The sequence below is a fragment of the Limnovirga soli genome (assembly GCF_013106755.1).
In the GTDB taxonomy this organism is placed as follows: Bacteria; Bacteroidota; Bacteroidia; order Chitinophagales; family Chitinophagaceae; genus Limnovirga; species Limnovirga soli.
In genome coordinates this window covers 156,530-171,168 of the sequence record NZ_WHPF01000006.1, presented here as the reverse complement: position 1 = coordinate 171,168, position 14,639 = coordinate 156,530, and the positions used below count along the sequence as shown (strand labels likewise).

The 14,639-nt window shown below is 38.1% G+C and carries 15 protein-coding genes and 1 tRNA gene; 10 read left to right on the top strand and 6 right to left on the bottom strand.

Features of this window, described 5'->3' with window-relative positions:
* Positions 1–963 carry a YihY/virulence factor BrkB family protein gene (locus GD597_RS09670; RefSeq protein WP_171607646.1) on the top strand — a complete coding sequence of 321 codons (963 nt, stop codon included), beginning with the start codon at positions 1–3 and terminating at the stop codon, positions 961–963.
* A 2-nt stretch (positions 964–965) separates the two neighbouring features.
* On the opposite strand, the gene GD597_RS09665 is transcribed toward GD597_RS09670, so the two are convergent.
* Complete coding sequence (locus GD597_RS09665) at positions 966–1,598, bottom strand: TrmH family RNA methyltransferase (RefSeq protein ID WP_171607645.1); 633 nt, start codon at positions 1,596–1,598, stop codon at positions 966–968.
* A 323-nt stretch (positions 1,599–1,921) separates the two neighbouring features.
* Here GD597_RS09665 and queA point away from each other — a divergent pair, with 323 nt between their 5' ends.
* A complete protein-coding gene (queA, locus tag GD597_RS09660; protein WP_171607644.1) occupies positions 1,922–2,971 on the top strand; it encodes a tRNA preQ1(34) S-adenosylmethionine ribosyltransferase-isomerase QueA in 1,050 nt (349 codons plus the stop codon).
* A gap of 58 nt (positions 2,972–3,029) precedes the next feature.
* Here the strand turns inward: queA and GD597_RS09655 are convergent, their stop codons facing one another.
* From GD597_RS09655 to GD597_RS09645, 3 genes are all read right to left on the bottom strand, one after another.
* Positions 3,030–3,335 (bottom strand): hypothetical protein, encoded by a 306-nt coding sequence (locus GD597_RS09655; RefSeq protein WP_171607643.1) that lies wholly within the window; start codon positions 3,333–3,335, stop codon positions 3,030–3,032.
* A gap of 178 nt (positions 3,336–3,513) precedes the next feature.
* Positions 3,514–3,906, bottom strand: coding sequence for a hypothetical protein (locus GD597_RS09650; RefSeq protein ID WP_171607642.1), 393 nt, complete (start codon positions 3,904–3,906; stop codon positions 3,514–3,516).
* A gap of 37 nt (positions 3,907–3,943) precedes the next feature.
* Positions 3,944–4,014, bottom strand: a tRNA-Cys gene (locus tag GD597_RS09645).
* A gap of 456 nt (positions 4,015–4,470) precedes the next feature.
* Here GD597_RS09645 and GD597_RS09640 point away from each other — a divergent pair.
* The 4 genes from GD597_RS09640 (at position 4,471) to GD597_RS09625 (ending at position 8,927) form a co-directional block, all read left to right on the top strand.
* Positions 4,471–5,346 (top strand): nucleoside phosphorylase, encoded by an 876-nt coding sequence (locus GD597_RS09640; RefSeq protein WP_171607641.1) that lies wholly within the window; start codon positions 4,471–4,473, stop codon positions 5,344–5,346.
* Position 5,347: 1 nt separating this feature from the next.
* On the top strand, positions 5,348–6,130 hold the full coding sequence (gene dapF / locus GD597_RS09635) for a diaminopimelate epimerase (RefSeq protein ID WP_171607640.1): 783 nt from the start codon (positions 5,348–5,350) through the stop codon (positions 6,128–6,130).
* Between the two features lie 50 nt (positions 6,131–6,180).
* Positions 6,181–7,119, top strand: a complete 939-nt coding sequence (locus GD597_RS09630) for a magnesium transporter CorA family protein (protein ID WP_171607639.1) — start codon at positions 6,181–6,183, stop codon at positions 7,117–7,119.
* A 425-nt stretch (positions 7,120–7,544) separates the two neighbouring features.
* Positions 7,545–8,927 carry a DUF6600 domain-containing protein gene (locus tag GD597_RS09625; protein WP_171607638.1) on the top strand — a complete coding sequence of 461 codons (1,383 nt, stop codon included), beginning with the start codon at positions 7,545–7,547 and terminating at the stop codon, positions 8,925–8,927.
* Between the two features lie 94 nt (positions 8,928–9,021).
* Here the strand turns inward: GD597_RS09625 and GD597_RS09620 are convergent, their stop codons facing one another.
* Positions 9,022–9,366: a HesB/IscA family protein gene (locus tag GD597_RS09620; protein ID WP_171607637.1), complete on the bottom strand. Its 345-nt coding sequence runs from the start codon at positions 9,364–9,366 to the stop codon at positions 9,022–9,024.
* A gap of 128 nt (positions 9,367–9,494) precedes the next feature.
* Here GD597_RS09620 and GD597_RS09615 point away from each other — a divergent pair, with 128 nt between their 5' ends.
* The 3 genes from GD597_RS09615 (at position 9,495) to GD597_RS09605 (ending at position 12,341) form a co-directional block, all read left to right on the top strand.
* The gene (locus tag GD597_RS09615; protein ID WP_171607636.1) at positions 9,495–10,004 is read left to right on the top strand and encodes a DUF7935 family protein; all 510 of its coding nucleotides are present in this window, start codon (positions 9,495–9,497) and stop codon (positions 10,002–10,004) included.
* Positions 10,005–10,118: 114 nt separating this feature from the next.
* Positions 10,119–11,675, top strand: coding sequence for an acyl-CoA mutase large subunit family protein (locus GD597_RS09610; protein WP_171607635.1), 1,557 nt, complete (start codon positions 10,119–10,121; stop codon positions 11,673–11,675).
* 117 nt (positions 11,676–11,792) lie between these two features.
* Positions 11,793–12,341, top strand: coding sequence for a GNAT family N-acetyltransferase (locus GD597_RS09605; RefSeq protein WP_171607634.1), 549 nt, complete (start codon positions 11,793–11,795; stop codon positions 12,339–12,341).
* Between the two features lies 1 nt (position 12,342).
* Here GD597_RS09605 and GD597_RS09600 read toward each other — a convergent pair whose 3' ends face one another.
* Complete coding sequence (locus tag GD597_RS09600) at positions 12,343–12,900, bottom strand: DNA-3-methyladenine glycosylase I (protein ID WP_171607633.1); 558 nt, start codon at positions 12,898–12,900, stop codon at positions 12,343–12,345.
* A 223-nt stretch (positions 12,901–13,123) separates the two neighbouring features.
* On the opposite strand from GD597_RS09600, the gene GD597_RS09595 reads away from it, so the two are divergent.
* On the top strand, positions 13,124–14,635 hold the full coding sequence (locus GD597_RS09595) for a serine hydrolase (RefSeq protein WP_171607632.1): 1,512 nt from the start codon (positions 13,124–13,126) through the stop codon (positions 14,633–14,635).
* The last annotated feature ends 4 nt before the right edge of the window (positions 14,636–14,639 follow it).

The window sequence follows — 14,639 nt, the reverse complement described above, 5'->3', positions numbered from 1 at the left end:
TTGACGAAACTGGAACGCCTGATATTTACTTCACGCCCAATTACAGCCGTTAGGGAACGCAGCAAGAAAATTATTCTGCCCGGTTTTCATGGGGTGCCCTTGTATGATGTAGTGAAATTCTTTGTAATGCAAATACAAAGGGAGGGATTAAACGTGAGGGCCGCAGCTATTTCTTTTAATATTGTTATGGCTATACCGGCTGCCAGTTTGTTTTTATTTACGTTGGTGCCTTATTTACCAGTTGCAAAAAATATTCATAATGAGGTGCTGAAGGTGTTTATGGAAATTACTCCTAATAACGACTCCCAAAAAGTAATAAAGAATTTTCTGGATGACTTTTTTAATAAGCCCAAGAACGGGATGCTATCCATAGGTTTTGTACTGGCTATGTTTTATGCTTCTAATGCAATGATGGGTATTATCCGCAGTTTCGACAGATCGTTAATGGAGCGGGCCAAAACCAATTTTATAAAAAAACGACTCAGGGCCATCATGTTAACCATTATTATGGTGTTACTAATTATAGGTACGGCGCTTATTTCTGCGGGGCAGGGTGTATTGTTTAACAGTATTATGGACTCGCTAAATATCAGTAATAGCACTGTAAAATTCTGGATACTTTCTATACGTTGGGTGGTAATTATTTTACTTTTTTTATATTCAATTGCATTTATCTACAAATTTGCGCCTACGGTGCATAAGCGTTGGGAATTATTATCTCCCGGTGCAATTATTGCTACATTCTTAATGATTCTGGCCACCTATTTATTCTCTATATGGGCCCAAAATTTTTCTACCTATGATAAGTTTTACGGGTCAATAGGTACTGTTTTAATGATTATGCTGCTTATTTTTATTAATTCTCTGGTATTGTTAATTGGTTACGAGCTGAATGTAAGTATTAACCATTTAAAAAGCGAAATTGATAACAGGGATATAGCTGCCATGCAAGGGGATAGCTAATATTACATTTGATTGTCTGATTTTGCAAGCTTGTTTTGGGCCAATATTACATGCCTGCTTATGCTCCATTGTTCCATTATTTGTTCAATTCTTTCTGCTGGTAAACTGGGGCTTTGGTATTGCCCGGCCAATTGTTTTTGTCTGAATGCTTCGTATACACTAACCGCACAAGCTACTGAAATATTGAGGCTTTGTACAATACCCAGTTGAGGGATAATAAAATTACCATCGGCTAAAGCCCTTAGTTCATTGCTTACACCACCATGTTCATTACCAAAAACCAGCGCAACGCTGCCGGTAAAATCAATGTCATAAAGGCTTACTGCATCTGTAGACAGATGGGTGGTAAAAATATACTGGTAGTTTTTTCTTAATTCAGTAACGCAGGCTTCCAGGTTATCAAACTGATGAGAGGTTAACCATTTGGCGGCGCTGCTGCCACTACGGTAGCCCCATTTTTTATGTTTGGGAATTTTTGTGTTAAGTACATAAATATCCTGAATACCTACTGCATCGCAGGTGCGCATTACAGCAGAAATATTGTGGGGGTCTTCTACATTTTCCAGCACAACGGTAAGGTTGTTTTGTCTTTTGTGTAAAACTGTTAATAATTTATCCTTTCTTTCCGGACTCATTTGCTTGATTGTATTAAACTGCAAAGATGCTAAAGAGAAGGAATATTGGCTATCATTTTATTTTACAAGCACTATTTCTGGGTTTTAACCTGCTGCCATACATTGTATTGTACAAGAGTGCGACGCAAGTAATGCTTAATTTATTTGCCTAAAGCCTGGTGCATATATAAATACTTTGTAGTTAGCCGATAATAAAAAATAGGAATTTTAATCATTTTCGATGTACCTTCGCCAACTTTCAGCAAATTTTGCGTTACATGACACGAGCCGCCCCGTAAGGCGGTGGCGAGTTGAGTGTGGCCTGTTTTAAATAAAATAGACACATGAAATTATCTCAGTTCCGTTTCGATCTTCCTTTAAATCTTATTGCACAAAACCCTACCAAACGCCGTGAAGATAGCCGTATGCTGGTGGTTGACCGTAAGACCGGCAATATGGAGAACAAACATTTCAAAGATATTATTGAATACTTTGATGATAAAGATGTTTTTGTGGTGAATAATACCAAAGTTTTTCCTGCCCGTATGTACGGCCGTAAAGAAAAAACCGGAGCACGTATTGAAGTTTTTTTATTGCGTGAGTTAAATAAAGCCAACCGTTTATGGGATGTAATTGTTGATCCCGCAAGAAAGATACGTGTAGGAAACAAACTTTATTTTGGTGAGAATGATGAATTGGTTGCTGAGGTAATTGATAATACTACCAGCCGTGGACGAACCATTAGGTTTTTATGGGATGAAGATGAAGAAAGCTTTAAGAAAATGCTTGAGTTTTTAGGTGAAACGCCTTTACCTAAATATATAAAGCGCAAACCAGACGAGGAAGATAAAGAGCGTTATCAAACGGTATATGCAAAACATGAAGGTGCTGTAGCTGCACCAACTGCAGGCTTGCATTTTAGCCAGGAACTGATTAAACGTTGCGAAATTAAAGGCATTCGTTTTGCCGAGCTTACCCTGCATACTGGCTTAGGCACTTTTCGCCCGATTGAGGTTGAAGATTTGAGCAAACATAAAATGGATGCCGAGTATTTTAAAATTGATGAAGAGGCTTGCCGTATTGTAAATAAGGCAAAAGAAACCGGACATCGTATTTGTTCTATTGGTACTACCACTATGCGTGCAATGGAGACCAGTTTTACAGCTCAAAAGCTGTTAAAACCTAACGAAGGTTGGACAAATATTTTTATTCACCCGCCATACCAATTTAATGTGGCAGATAGCCTTGTAACCAATTTGCACCTGCCAAAAACCAGTTTGTTAATTATGGTTTGTGCTTTTGCCGGATACGATTTGGCAATAGAATCATACAAAAAAGCCATTAAAGATAAATATCGTTTCTTTAGTTATGGGGATGCGATGTTGGTTATTTAATAGCAATAGATATACGTAAAAAAGCCCTCCGCAAGAAGGGCTTTTTTTATTGATTTAATTAATAAATTCTTTCTACGTTTTTATAATCTTTGGTAATATAAGCACCCATACTACCAGTTGAGTCGAAACCATTGCTAAGTTTCATATGTACTTTAAATTCACATTTAAAACGGGTTTTATCCTCGAAATAATACACTTTTTCAATGTTGTAGCGCACATGGGCGGTATCATAGTTTTTGTCTTTGTATAAATACTCCAGCATAGAAGCATTCAGGTTATCTTTTATGGTTTGAGGATCTTGCTTTTCATTAACATTACAGGCAGCCATAAAAGCAATACTTAAATACAATATTATTTTTTTCATAGCCATCGTTTTTAAAATATTTTGAACTTTAAAGATAATAGATACCTAAATTATTTACAAAGCAATAAGCTGCCTTCAATAGTAGAAATATAGCTGAACGCTGAAGTGTGCGACGCAACCGGGCTTAATAGCTGCAATTGGCCTGGCCCAAAATAGCTGCATAAATTGTCTCCTTGATTTAATTGTCTTCGGGTAATTTTATTTTTGGAAAAAATGTCATTAGTTGCACCAATAGGGTAGCAGCCAATAAAAGATAAATGCCTGCCTGTCGTTGGGGACATTCTCCGGCCTGGCAAGTGGACAACAAGATTATATTACGAATTGCCCATGCAAAATTGATGGCACCAATAAATACATTGATTCTTTTGCTCCATAACCGGGGAATAATGAATAGAATTAAAGCCGTAACCGATAAGTAAATATTCATTAAACCTGGCTTGCCAAAACTGGTTTTGCCCGATGACAGGCCCGTTACAATAATTTGTTTACTATCAATAACTACCCATGGCATATAACAAATACCAATTACAGCCAATGCAGCCAGAATGCCAATTGTTTGTGCATGTTTCATAATATAAAAAAGGATTACATGTTGTAATCCTTTAGTGAGGTCCCGAGCAGATTCGAACTGCTGTAGAAGGTTTTGCAGACCTCTGCCTAGCCACTCGGCCACGGAACCAATACTTTAAAAACAAACCGGATAAAACCAACTGCTATATTGCAAATTAAACAGCGTTTGTTTTTTTAGAGCTGCGAAAATAGGATATTTTTAAGAATACCTTGCATATTTACTGGGCGATATTTTTTTGCACAACAATACCCGCCCAAAGAGCGGATAGTTTTAACAAAATTCTGTTTTTTGTTGTGTTTAGATGCTGTATTTTGTTGTACTGGCAAAGCCCTTGAAAATATTAACGTCAAATAATGTACTTTACCACCAAAAGTGTTTGGTATGGCAAATTGGGTTACCAGCATGGGTTAAACTATTAAGCTTTTGTTGTGTCACTCACTTGGGCTGCATAACATTACCGGGCAAAAATATAACTGGTTGAAATTAATTGGGCGAAGCATAAAATTGGTAAACAATAAAAAAGCTACCGGTAAACCCGGATAAATTATTTAAACAGGAATTGTAATGAAATCAATTGAAGCATCAGAACTAATTATTAATAACCGGGGGGCAATTTATCATTTAAACCTGCGCCCCGAAGAAATGGCCGATACCATTATAACCGTTGGTGATCCTGATAGGGTAGCTGCCATAAGCAAGTATTTCGACCATATAGAACATAGTCTACAACACCGTGAATTTATTACCCATACCGGCTTTGTGGGTAAAAAAAGAATATCGGTAGTATCCACAGGCATTGGCCCTGATAATATTGATATTGTACTAAATGAGTTGGATGCCCTCGCCAATATTGACTTTGATACCCGTACTATAAAAAGTGACTTACGCAACCTGACAATTATTCGCATAGGCACCAGTGGGGCTTTACAAAGCGATATACCTGTAGATAGTTTTGTATGCAGCACCCATGGCTTAGGTATTGATAATTTACTAAACTATTACCAGCATAATAATAATGATGAAGAAAGAGCCATATTACAACAGTTTGTAACACACACGCAATTAAATGGAGGATTTTCGCATCCCTATATTTGCAGTGCTGCTACAGGCATACTTAAACATTTTGTGGATGGTTTTAGCCATGGCATTACTGTAACCTGCCCCGGCTTTTATGGCCCACAAGGCAGGGTATTACGGTTAGGACTTACCCATCCACATTTAGTAGACAGGTTAACGCAGTTTAGTTTTGGTAACTATCGTATTACTAATTTTGAAATGGAAACAAGCGCTATCTATGGACTAGGTAAATTGCTTGGTCATCAATGTTTAAGTTTAAATACCATTGTGGCAAACAGGGTTAGCAAAACCTTTTCTAAAGATGGTAATGCAGCTGTAGATATCCTTATTCAAAAAGCTTTGGGAATAATTGAAAATTTGTAAAATGAATCTAACTTTTAATAAGTACCAGGGTACCGGAAACGATTTTATTATAATTGATAACAGAACAGCCAACTTATCCCTTACCAAAGAGCAGATCAAAAGTATGTGCGACAGGCGTTTTGGTATTGGCGCTGATGGGCTGATGTTGCTAAACCAAACCAATGGATACGATTTTCATATGGTATACTACAATGCTGATGGCGGAGAAAGCACCATGTGTGGCAATGGTGGCAGGTGCCTTGTAAAATTCGCATCACATAGTGGGATACATAAAGATACTTATCACTTTTTGGCTATCGATGGCCCACATGAGGCGATAATTAAAGATAATGGATGGGTGTATCTTAAAATGATTGATGTAAAGGGTATTCAAATAATTCACTCCGATGCAGTTTTAAATACAGGATCGCCGCATTATGTAAAGGGTGTTAGAGATATACATCATTATAATGTATTTAAAACGGGCAATGAAATACGTTATAGTAAAGATTTTGAAAAAGAAGGTATTAACGTAAATTTTGTAGAAGAGCTAAATGATACAGAAATTTATGTACGTACCTACGAGCGTGGTGTTGAAGATGAAACACTTAGTTGCGGCACAGGTGTTACTGCCGCCGCGCTGGTATATGCCCATAATGAAGTTGGCTTTAACCGAATAGAAATTCAAACACCAGGCGGACATCTGGCAGTAGAATTTGATAAAAAAGGAGAGGATAGCTTTGAGAATATCTGGCTTTGCGGCCCTGCAGATTTTGTGTTTAAAGGCACCATTGATATTGAATAGGTTTTTGCAAAAAATATATTTTAGTTTTACCCTTATAATTCCATTACAAGTTGATACAATATTTCAAAAATATAAATGGCCAAACCATAGAAATAGACAAACCCGAAAATGGTATTTGGGTTAATCTGGTTCCTCCATTTAAGGAAGAAGAATTTCTTGAATTAAGCGACTTGCTGGAAATACCTATAGAGTTCTTGCGAGACTCTCTCGATATTGACGAACGTCCCCGTTACGAAATAGAAGACAACGTTAGGTTTATTGTTATTAAAACGCCTACCGAAAACAATTCGTTTAATGATAGTGACGCTTTTTATATCACTATTCCCATTTGCATTATTTTAACGCATAATCATATTGTAACGGTAAACTCCTTTGATAACGGAGCCATCAAAAAATTTCTTAACTCTTTTCAAAAACGCCATCCCGATAAAAGAAGCATGATGGTGATGAAAGTGTTTGAAAAAGTGGTACAGAATTTTATGGAATACCTCAAAGAAATTAACCATAACCGCAATCTTTTCGAACAAAAACTGTACGATAGCAACCGTAACGAGGAGCTGCTAAACCTAATGCGTATTCAAAAAAGCCTGGTGTATTTTGTTACTGCTTTGCGTAGTAACGAATTGATGATGCTTAAAATGGAACGCACCAATTTCCTTGGTTTAAACGAGGAAGAAAGAGAGTTTCTGAGCGATTTAATTGTAGACACCAGTCAGGCGCTGGAGATGGCCAATATTTACACCAATATCCTTAGCAGCACCATGGATGCATTTGCCAGCATCATCAGCAATAACCTGAACAATGTGATGAAACGCCTAACGTCCATCACCATTATACTTTCTTTACCTGTAATGGTAGCCAGTATTTATGGTATGAATGTAGAAATACCATTTGCACATTCCCAGCATGCATTTTATATACCCATCATTCTTTCCATGGTAGTTTCTGTTATTATTGCATGGTATTTTATGAAGAAAAAATGGTTCTGATTTTTTCCGCAATTTATTATTAGCCCGGCAATTCAATGGCTATATGGCTTTACTTGCGTCGCACTCTTGTGCTGCAACAAATATTTCAGCTATCAAATGCAGTGCATAAGTAAATACTGTTTATTCTAACCAAACCGTATTTGCGCTGTAAACTAATTTCAGCAGAATTATGCTGGGCAAATATATTAACAATGCCATAGCTGCCATGCATCCCAAACCCTGAAGTGTGCGACGCAAGCGGCGATGCCATTTTAATTTGTAGTTGGGCTCAAACAGTCAGCCATATCATATTTTTCATTATTTCTTAGTTAACAAATGTTTTTGTTTACATAATGTGAAAGCATAGAAAAAGCATTTGTTTTTGCAAAATGCGGTCTCAAGATTGTACTACTCATGGTATTATTCATCAAATAAATTTTTTAACCATGAAAACTAAATTCAATAGCACAATTTTTACACTTATCAGTATTACCGTGTTAATGTCATGCACTGCCGGCAGGCATGCTTCTGCACAATCTGCAGACGATGATTATTACAGCCCCCGCTCCAACAACGATTACGGTAACAACCAGTACGATGATGACAACCGGGGCGATGTAGACATGAATGTATTTGAAAGTGAATTAAGTCCTTATGGCCGGTGGACTTATTATCCCTCTTACGGCCGGGTTTGGATTTGCAACGAGCCCAACTTTACGCCATACTCAACTGCCGGGCACTGGGTGTATAGCACCTATGGCTGGACCTGGGTTTCAGACTATCGTTGGGGTTGGGCACCTTTCCATTATGGCCGCTGGGCTTTTGAAGCCGGTTATGGATGGATGTGGGTGCCTGGCTACGAATGGGGACCAGCTTGGGTTAGTTGGAGAACTGGTGGTGATTATTATGGATGGGCGCCTTTATCGCCAGGTATTAATATCAATATAGGTTTTGGTTGGGGTAGCAATATACCTGCCAGCAGATGGTGTTTTGTACCCCGCAGATATGTGGCAAATCCATATTGGAACCGGTACGCAGTAGATCGTGGTAGAAATATTACAATCATAAATAACACTACTATTATTAACAACACCAATATTTATAACCGTAACAGGTATGTAACCGGACCAAACAGAAATGAAGTGGAAAGGTTTACCGGTCGCAGGATTAATGAGCTAAGAATTGTAAATGATAGAACCCCTGGTAATAATAGGTATATAGGTAGGGATAATATTAGCATGTACCGTCCACAAATAAAAAATGATGATAGAAGAATTGACAATAATGACAGGTACAGAGACGATAATAATAACCGTAATAACAACAGGGGAGCTGATTTAAACAGGAATGATGTACAAAGAGGCGTTGAACGTAATAGCAATCAACGCGACAACGATCAACGCAACAACAACCTTAATAATAATCAATCTTCCCGTGATAGAGACAACATACAAAGATGGAATATGCCAGAAAACCATAACGAAAACGGTACCAGGAACCAGATTGATCTGCTGCCACCTGTTGATAAAAACAAAAAGGATAATGCCGACAATAGAAGACCATCATCAAACAATAATGATCGATTAATGAATAATGGAATTCAAAGAAATTATCCTCAAACAGACAGGAATATTAATCGTAATGACCAACGAAGGGATAATATTCCAGGTGCCATTATTCCTGATCAGCGAAACAGAACCAATAATAATTCCGGAGGAAGACCATCCAATGAAGTGCAACAGCGTACCAGCCAACAGCCACAGGTAAATACTACTGTACCAGAGGTAAACAGGCAAAATAATGGTAGAAAAAGAGGTGGTGGTAATTAGTATAATAACAACCCTTTTAATGCAATAAGCCGGCAAAAGCCGGCTTATTGTTTTTATTCATCAAACAAACCAAAATGAGCAGGTTGCTAAAAAGTTATACGGCAAATGAGGTTCCGCAGCCACAGGTAGATGATGCATTAGGGTTTTTAAAGGTAAAGCCCCTGCTGTTTAAGCCATCCTGAAAATCTATTTGCATGCCATATAAATACATTTCGTGTCCCTTATTCATTACGCAACTTATACCCTCAATCTCAAAAGTTTCATCTGCATCTTGTGGGGTATCAAAACCCAGCACATAGGTCATGCCGCTACATCCGCCACCTTTTACACCTACTCTTAATTTTTGCGTGGTGTCAAAGCCTTCTTCCTGCATTAAACGTTTTAACTCTTCAACAGCGCCATTGGTAAATGTAACCGGAACAGATAATGTTGTTTCCATATTCAATTTATTAAAACGCAAAGATAACAAGTACCTAAAAACTTTAGATAGATGCTAATTTTCGTATTACGGAAATATACTATGGTCTTACGTTGAATAGAAACTTAAATTTGCATAAAACTTATATTTTGGATACCAATAGTCTTATTCTTTTAATTGTTTCTTTTGGCGCAGGCTGCGCTGTTATTTACTTTTTTATGGTAAAAAAAAATACACCTGAGACACCACAAAAACAGGCTGTCTTACATGCAAATTCAGGTCAATACCAGTTACAGGCATATGAACGTTTATTATTGCTAGCCAATCGTATAGCCTTACCTAACCTGATAAGCAGGGAGAATGTTACAGGCACTACTGCCCGGGAAATGCAGTTTATTTTAACACAACATATAAAAGAGGAATTTAGCCACAATATAACACAACAGATATATGTAAGTGATGCCGCCTGGCAGGCAGTTAAAAACCTAAAGGAGCAGAATATGCTTATTATTAACCAAACAGCAAATGCTTTGCCTGCAGAAGCCAGTGGCATGGATTTAAATAAAATTCTTTTGGAATATGTAATGAACGATAAAATGGGATTGATGCATGATACCGTTTGTGAAGTGCTGAGTTTTGAAGCCAAAAAAATACTCTAAATTTCCAGCTGCGCAGTTTTTTCTAAGTACAAGAGTGCGACGCAACCAATGCTGCATATAATATTTACAGCCGGGCTAATCATAAAATATTATTAATACCTTAAAGCGTAAATAATGGGTGATAAAACTACAGATAGCGGCATTAACATACAAGCTTTCTATACCAATAACACGCCTGGCTTTGCGCCAATGACTGAATTGCCAGGCGAATTTCCCTATACAAGGGGCGTTCAAAAAGATATGTACCGCGGTAGATTATGGACCATGCGCCAGTATGCCGGATTTTCAACTGCCGAAGAAAGCAACAACCGTTACCATTACCTGCTTTCGCAGGGGGTAAATGGATTAAGCGTGGCATTTGATTTACCCACCCAAATTGGTTACGACAGTGACCACCCATTGGCAGAAGGTGAAGTGGGTAAAGTAGGGGTTGCCATAGATAGTTTGGCCGATATGGAATTGCTTTTTAAAGGTATACAATTAGAAAATGTATCTACTTCAATGACGATAAACGCCACCGGTTTTATTCTGCTGGCATTTTATGTGGCTTTGGCTAAAAAGCAAGGTGCCGACCTTTCCAAAATTACCGGCACTATACAAAACGATATTTTAAAAGAATACGCAGCCAGGGGAACTTATATCTACCCACCCCAACCTTCAATGCGTATTATTACCGATATTTTTGAATGGTGTGCCAAAGAATTACCCAAGTGGAATACCATTTCTATTTCAGGTTATCATATACGCGAAGCTGGCAGTACTGCGGTGCAGGAAATTGCATTTACCCTAAGCAATGGTAAAGCCTATGTGCAAGCTGCTTTGGCCAAAGGATTAGATATTGATGTTTTTGGTAAAAGACTATCTTTCTTCTTTAATGCTCACAATAACCTATTTGAGGAGGTTGCTAAATTCAGGGCTGCCCGGCGAATATGGGCCAATATTATGAAACAGTTGGGAGCTACTGATGAAAAAGCCATGATGTTGCGCTTTCATACCCAAACGGGCGGTAGTACTTTAACAGCGCAACAGCCATTAAATAATATTAGTAGGGTAACGCTGCAAACATTGGCTGCTGTATTAGGTGGTACCCAAAGTTTGCATACAAATGGTTACGATGAAGCACTTAGTCTGCCAACCGAGGAAGCAGCCCGTATAGCATTACGTACCCAGCAAGTGGTGGCATTTGAAAGTGGCGTTACTGATACGGCAGACCCTCTTGCCGGTAGTTATTTTGTAGAAACACTTACCAGCCAGGTAGAACAAAAAGCACTTGATTTAATGGCAAAAATAGATGCTATGGGCGGTAGCATTAGTGCTATTGAACAAGGGTTTATGCAAAATGAAATTGCCCGAAGTGCCTACGAATATCAACGTAATATAGAAAGCGCTGAAAAAATTATAGTAGGTGTAAATAAGTTTGTAGTTAACGAAACGAATCAGGTGCCGGGCTTTAAAATTGATGATAGTATTCGCGACTTGCAAACCGCCAAACTGCAATCACTGAAACAAATGCGGGATGCCCAACAGGTGCAAAAAAGTCTTGATGCAATTGCCCATGCAGCGGCTGGTAGCGCAAACCTGATGCCGTTGGTAATTGAAGCAGTAGAAAACTATTGCACGCTGGGCGAAATCTCAGATTGTTTGCGCAGGCAGTTTGGCGAATACAGGTAATTGGGCGTTGCCTTTCAGGCCGGGCTTTTCGCTGCAAGTCCTCGCTGCGCTGTGGGCTTTCCGCTGCAATCCCTAACGCAGTGCAAATAATAAAATCAGGTAGAAAATTATAAAAAAATGATCGCAACATTAGCCAGTACCAAAGATGAACTATTGCAAATTGTGCAATTATCTCAGGTAAACAGCAAAGCAAATATTACTGAGCAGGAAAAAAACGAGCAGGGGTTTATTTCCTGGCATTACACTATTGATTTAATTGAAAAAATGCACCAGTTGCACCCTAGTGTAATAGTTAAAGATGGTGATAAAGTGGTTGGTTATGCCTTGGTAGCTTTAAAAGCCGCAAGGCAATTTCATGCAGAAATGGAAGAAATGGTGAGTATGGTAGATAAGGTGCCTTATAACGGAAAACCTTTGGGTGATTACAATTATTATATCATGGGGCAGGTATGTGTAGATAAAGCTTATCGCGGCAAGGGTGTTTTTAATATGCTTTATCAAAAACATAAAGAAGTATTTCAGCACCAATTCGATTTTATTGAAACTGAAATCTCTGTCACCAACCTCCGGTCAATAAGGGCACACGAAAAAGTAGGTTTTAAAACCATTTATACCTATCCTTTTAATAACGATGAGTGGAATGTTGTTATATGGGAATGGCAATAAATTATTGCATCCATTTGGGTTTTAATTTGGCTACTTTTTTATGCACCGGGCAATCCGCCGTATGTGCGCCAGGCAAATAACCGGTACTCATTAAAAATTCGTTTACAATTTCGCCACCGGTAAACCTGAAATGTTTTTTAAACAATTTTACCCATTCCTGTTTTGTAAGCGGGTGGTGTAATTCAATCCAGTTTTTAAAGGAGCCATGTTCTTTTTGTATGGTCAATATGGTTTTGGCATTTTCAATAGCTGCATTTATTTTTAACCGATTGCGTATAATGCCTGCGTTTTGCATTAGCTCATTAAACTTTAGTTCGCCATAATTGGCTACAATGGCAATTTCAAACTGATCGTAAGCAGCAAAAAAATTAGTTTTCTTTTTTAAAATGGTATCCCAGCTTAAGCCTGCCTGATTTATTTCCAATACAAGCCGGGCGAATAATTCATTGTCGTTAAGAAGCGGGAACCCGTATTCTGTATCGTGGTATATTTTGTGTACATTTTCCTTAGATAAGGTTTGTACATAGGTGCAATAAGTTTTGGGTACTGCCTGTTCCATAATTTCAATTTTAGGTATTGCAATGTAGTATTTACTTAAAAATGTTGGCGATTAATTTTAAAAGTAGTCACCCATTTATCACCAATATTACTGTTGCCATTTTTGTTGCAGTACAAGAGTGCGACGCAAGTAAAGCTTAATTAATATTGAATAGTTGGGCTCAAAAAAAATCGGGTTATCTAACTTTTATTTTCAACGTATCTTACAAGCTAAATATTAAGCAATGAAAAAGCTGTTGATTATTTTTTGCATAATTGGATGTGCGCAGGTTTTTGCACAAACGCCAAAATTTATTTCCAAACAACTGGATGCCTATATTGAAAAGGGTATGAAAGACTGGCAAATTCCCGGTCTGGCCATTGCGATAGTAAAAGATGGGCAAGTAGTATTAATGAAAGGTTATGGCGTGAGCGATATGAGCACCAATGCACCAGTAGATGAGAATACCCTTTTTATGATAGCCAGTAACAGCAAGCTTTTTACCGCTACAGCTTTGTCGCAACTTGAGTATGATAAAAAATTATCGCTGGATGATAAGATTACCAAATACTTCCCTGATTATACTGTAAATAACCCTACAACCACCTCTTTGGTAACCATCAGGGATATGCTTTCGCATCACCTTGGTACAGGTACCTTTCAGGGAGATTTTACTTTTTGGAATAGTGCGCTTAGCCGCAAACAGATTATGGATAAAATGAAATTGCTGGTGCCTGCTGGAAAATTCAGGCAAACCTATGGATACTGCAATAGCTGCTTTTTAACAGCGGGGGAAATAATTCCCAAAGTAACGGATATGCCATGGGAAGTATATGTGTATGATAGTATTGTTGCCCCTGTTGGCATGACCAATACCAACACCCTTAGCTATGGCGTAAGCATGCAACAAAATGTGGCAAAACCATATACCAATACCTTTTCATCAACGCTTCAACCTTTGCCTTATGATATGGTTGATAATCTGGCTCCCGCAGGTAGTATGGTAAGTTGTGTAAAGGATTTAAGTAAATGGTTGCTGGTGCAATTGGATAGTGGCAGGGCAGATGGCAAGCAAATAATTCCATGGCCTGTTATAAGCAAAACAAGAGAAATGAATACCATTGTTAGTAGCCAGAAAAGCAGAAGCAGACCAACCCATTTTGTAGGCTATGGTTTGGGTGTTTTTATGTGTGATTATTATAACCGGCAGGTATACTGGCATACAGGTGGTGCTGATGGTTTTGTTACCAATACCTGCTTTGTACCCGAGGAAAAACTGGGTATAACCATTTTAACCAATAACGATAACCAAAGTTTTTTTGAAAGTTTAAGATACCAGATATTAGATGCCTACCTGGGCGTACCATTTGTAAATAGGAGTGAAACCATTCTGCCCGGCTTTTTAAAAGAACATGAAGCCACGGTAAAGGAAGTAGAGGCTTTTGCAGCAAGGGTAAAAAATATGGCACCGCCTTTGCCATTGCAGGCCTATGCCGGCACCTATAATAATGAGCTATATGGTAATATTGACATATCATTAAATGGTAATGACCTTTCTGTAGATTTTTTGGGGCATAAAAACCTAACTGCCACATTGCAATACATGGATAATGGTGAGTGGTTGCTAACCTATAATAATCCGGCATTTGGCGTGTTTCCTTTAAAGTTTAAAACAAATGGAAATAAGGTGGTAAGCACAGTTATAAAAGTGAATGACTTTATTGAATACGATCCTTATATTTTTACCAAACAATAAAGAT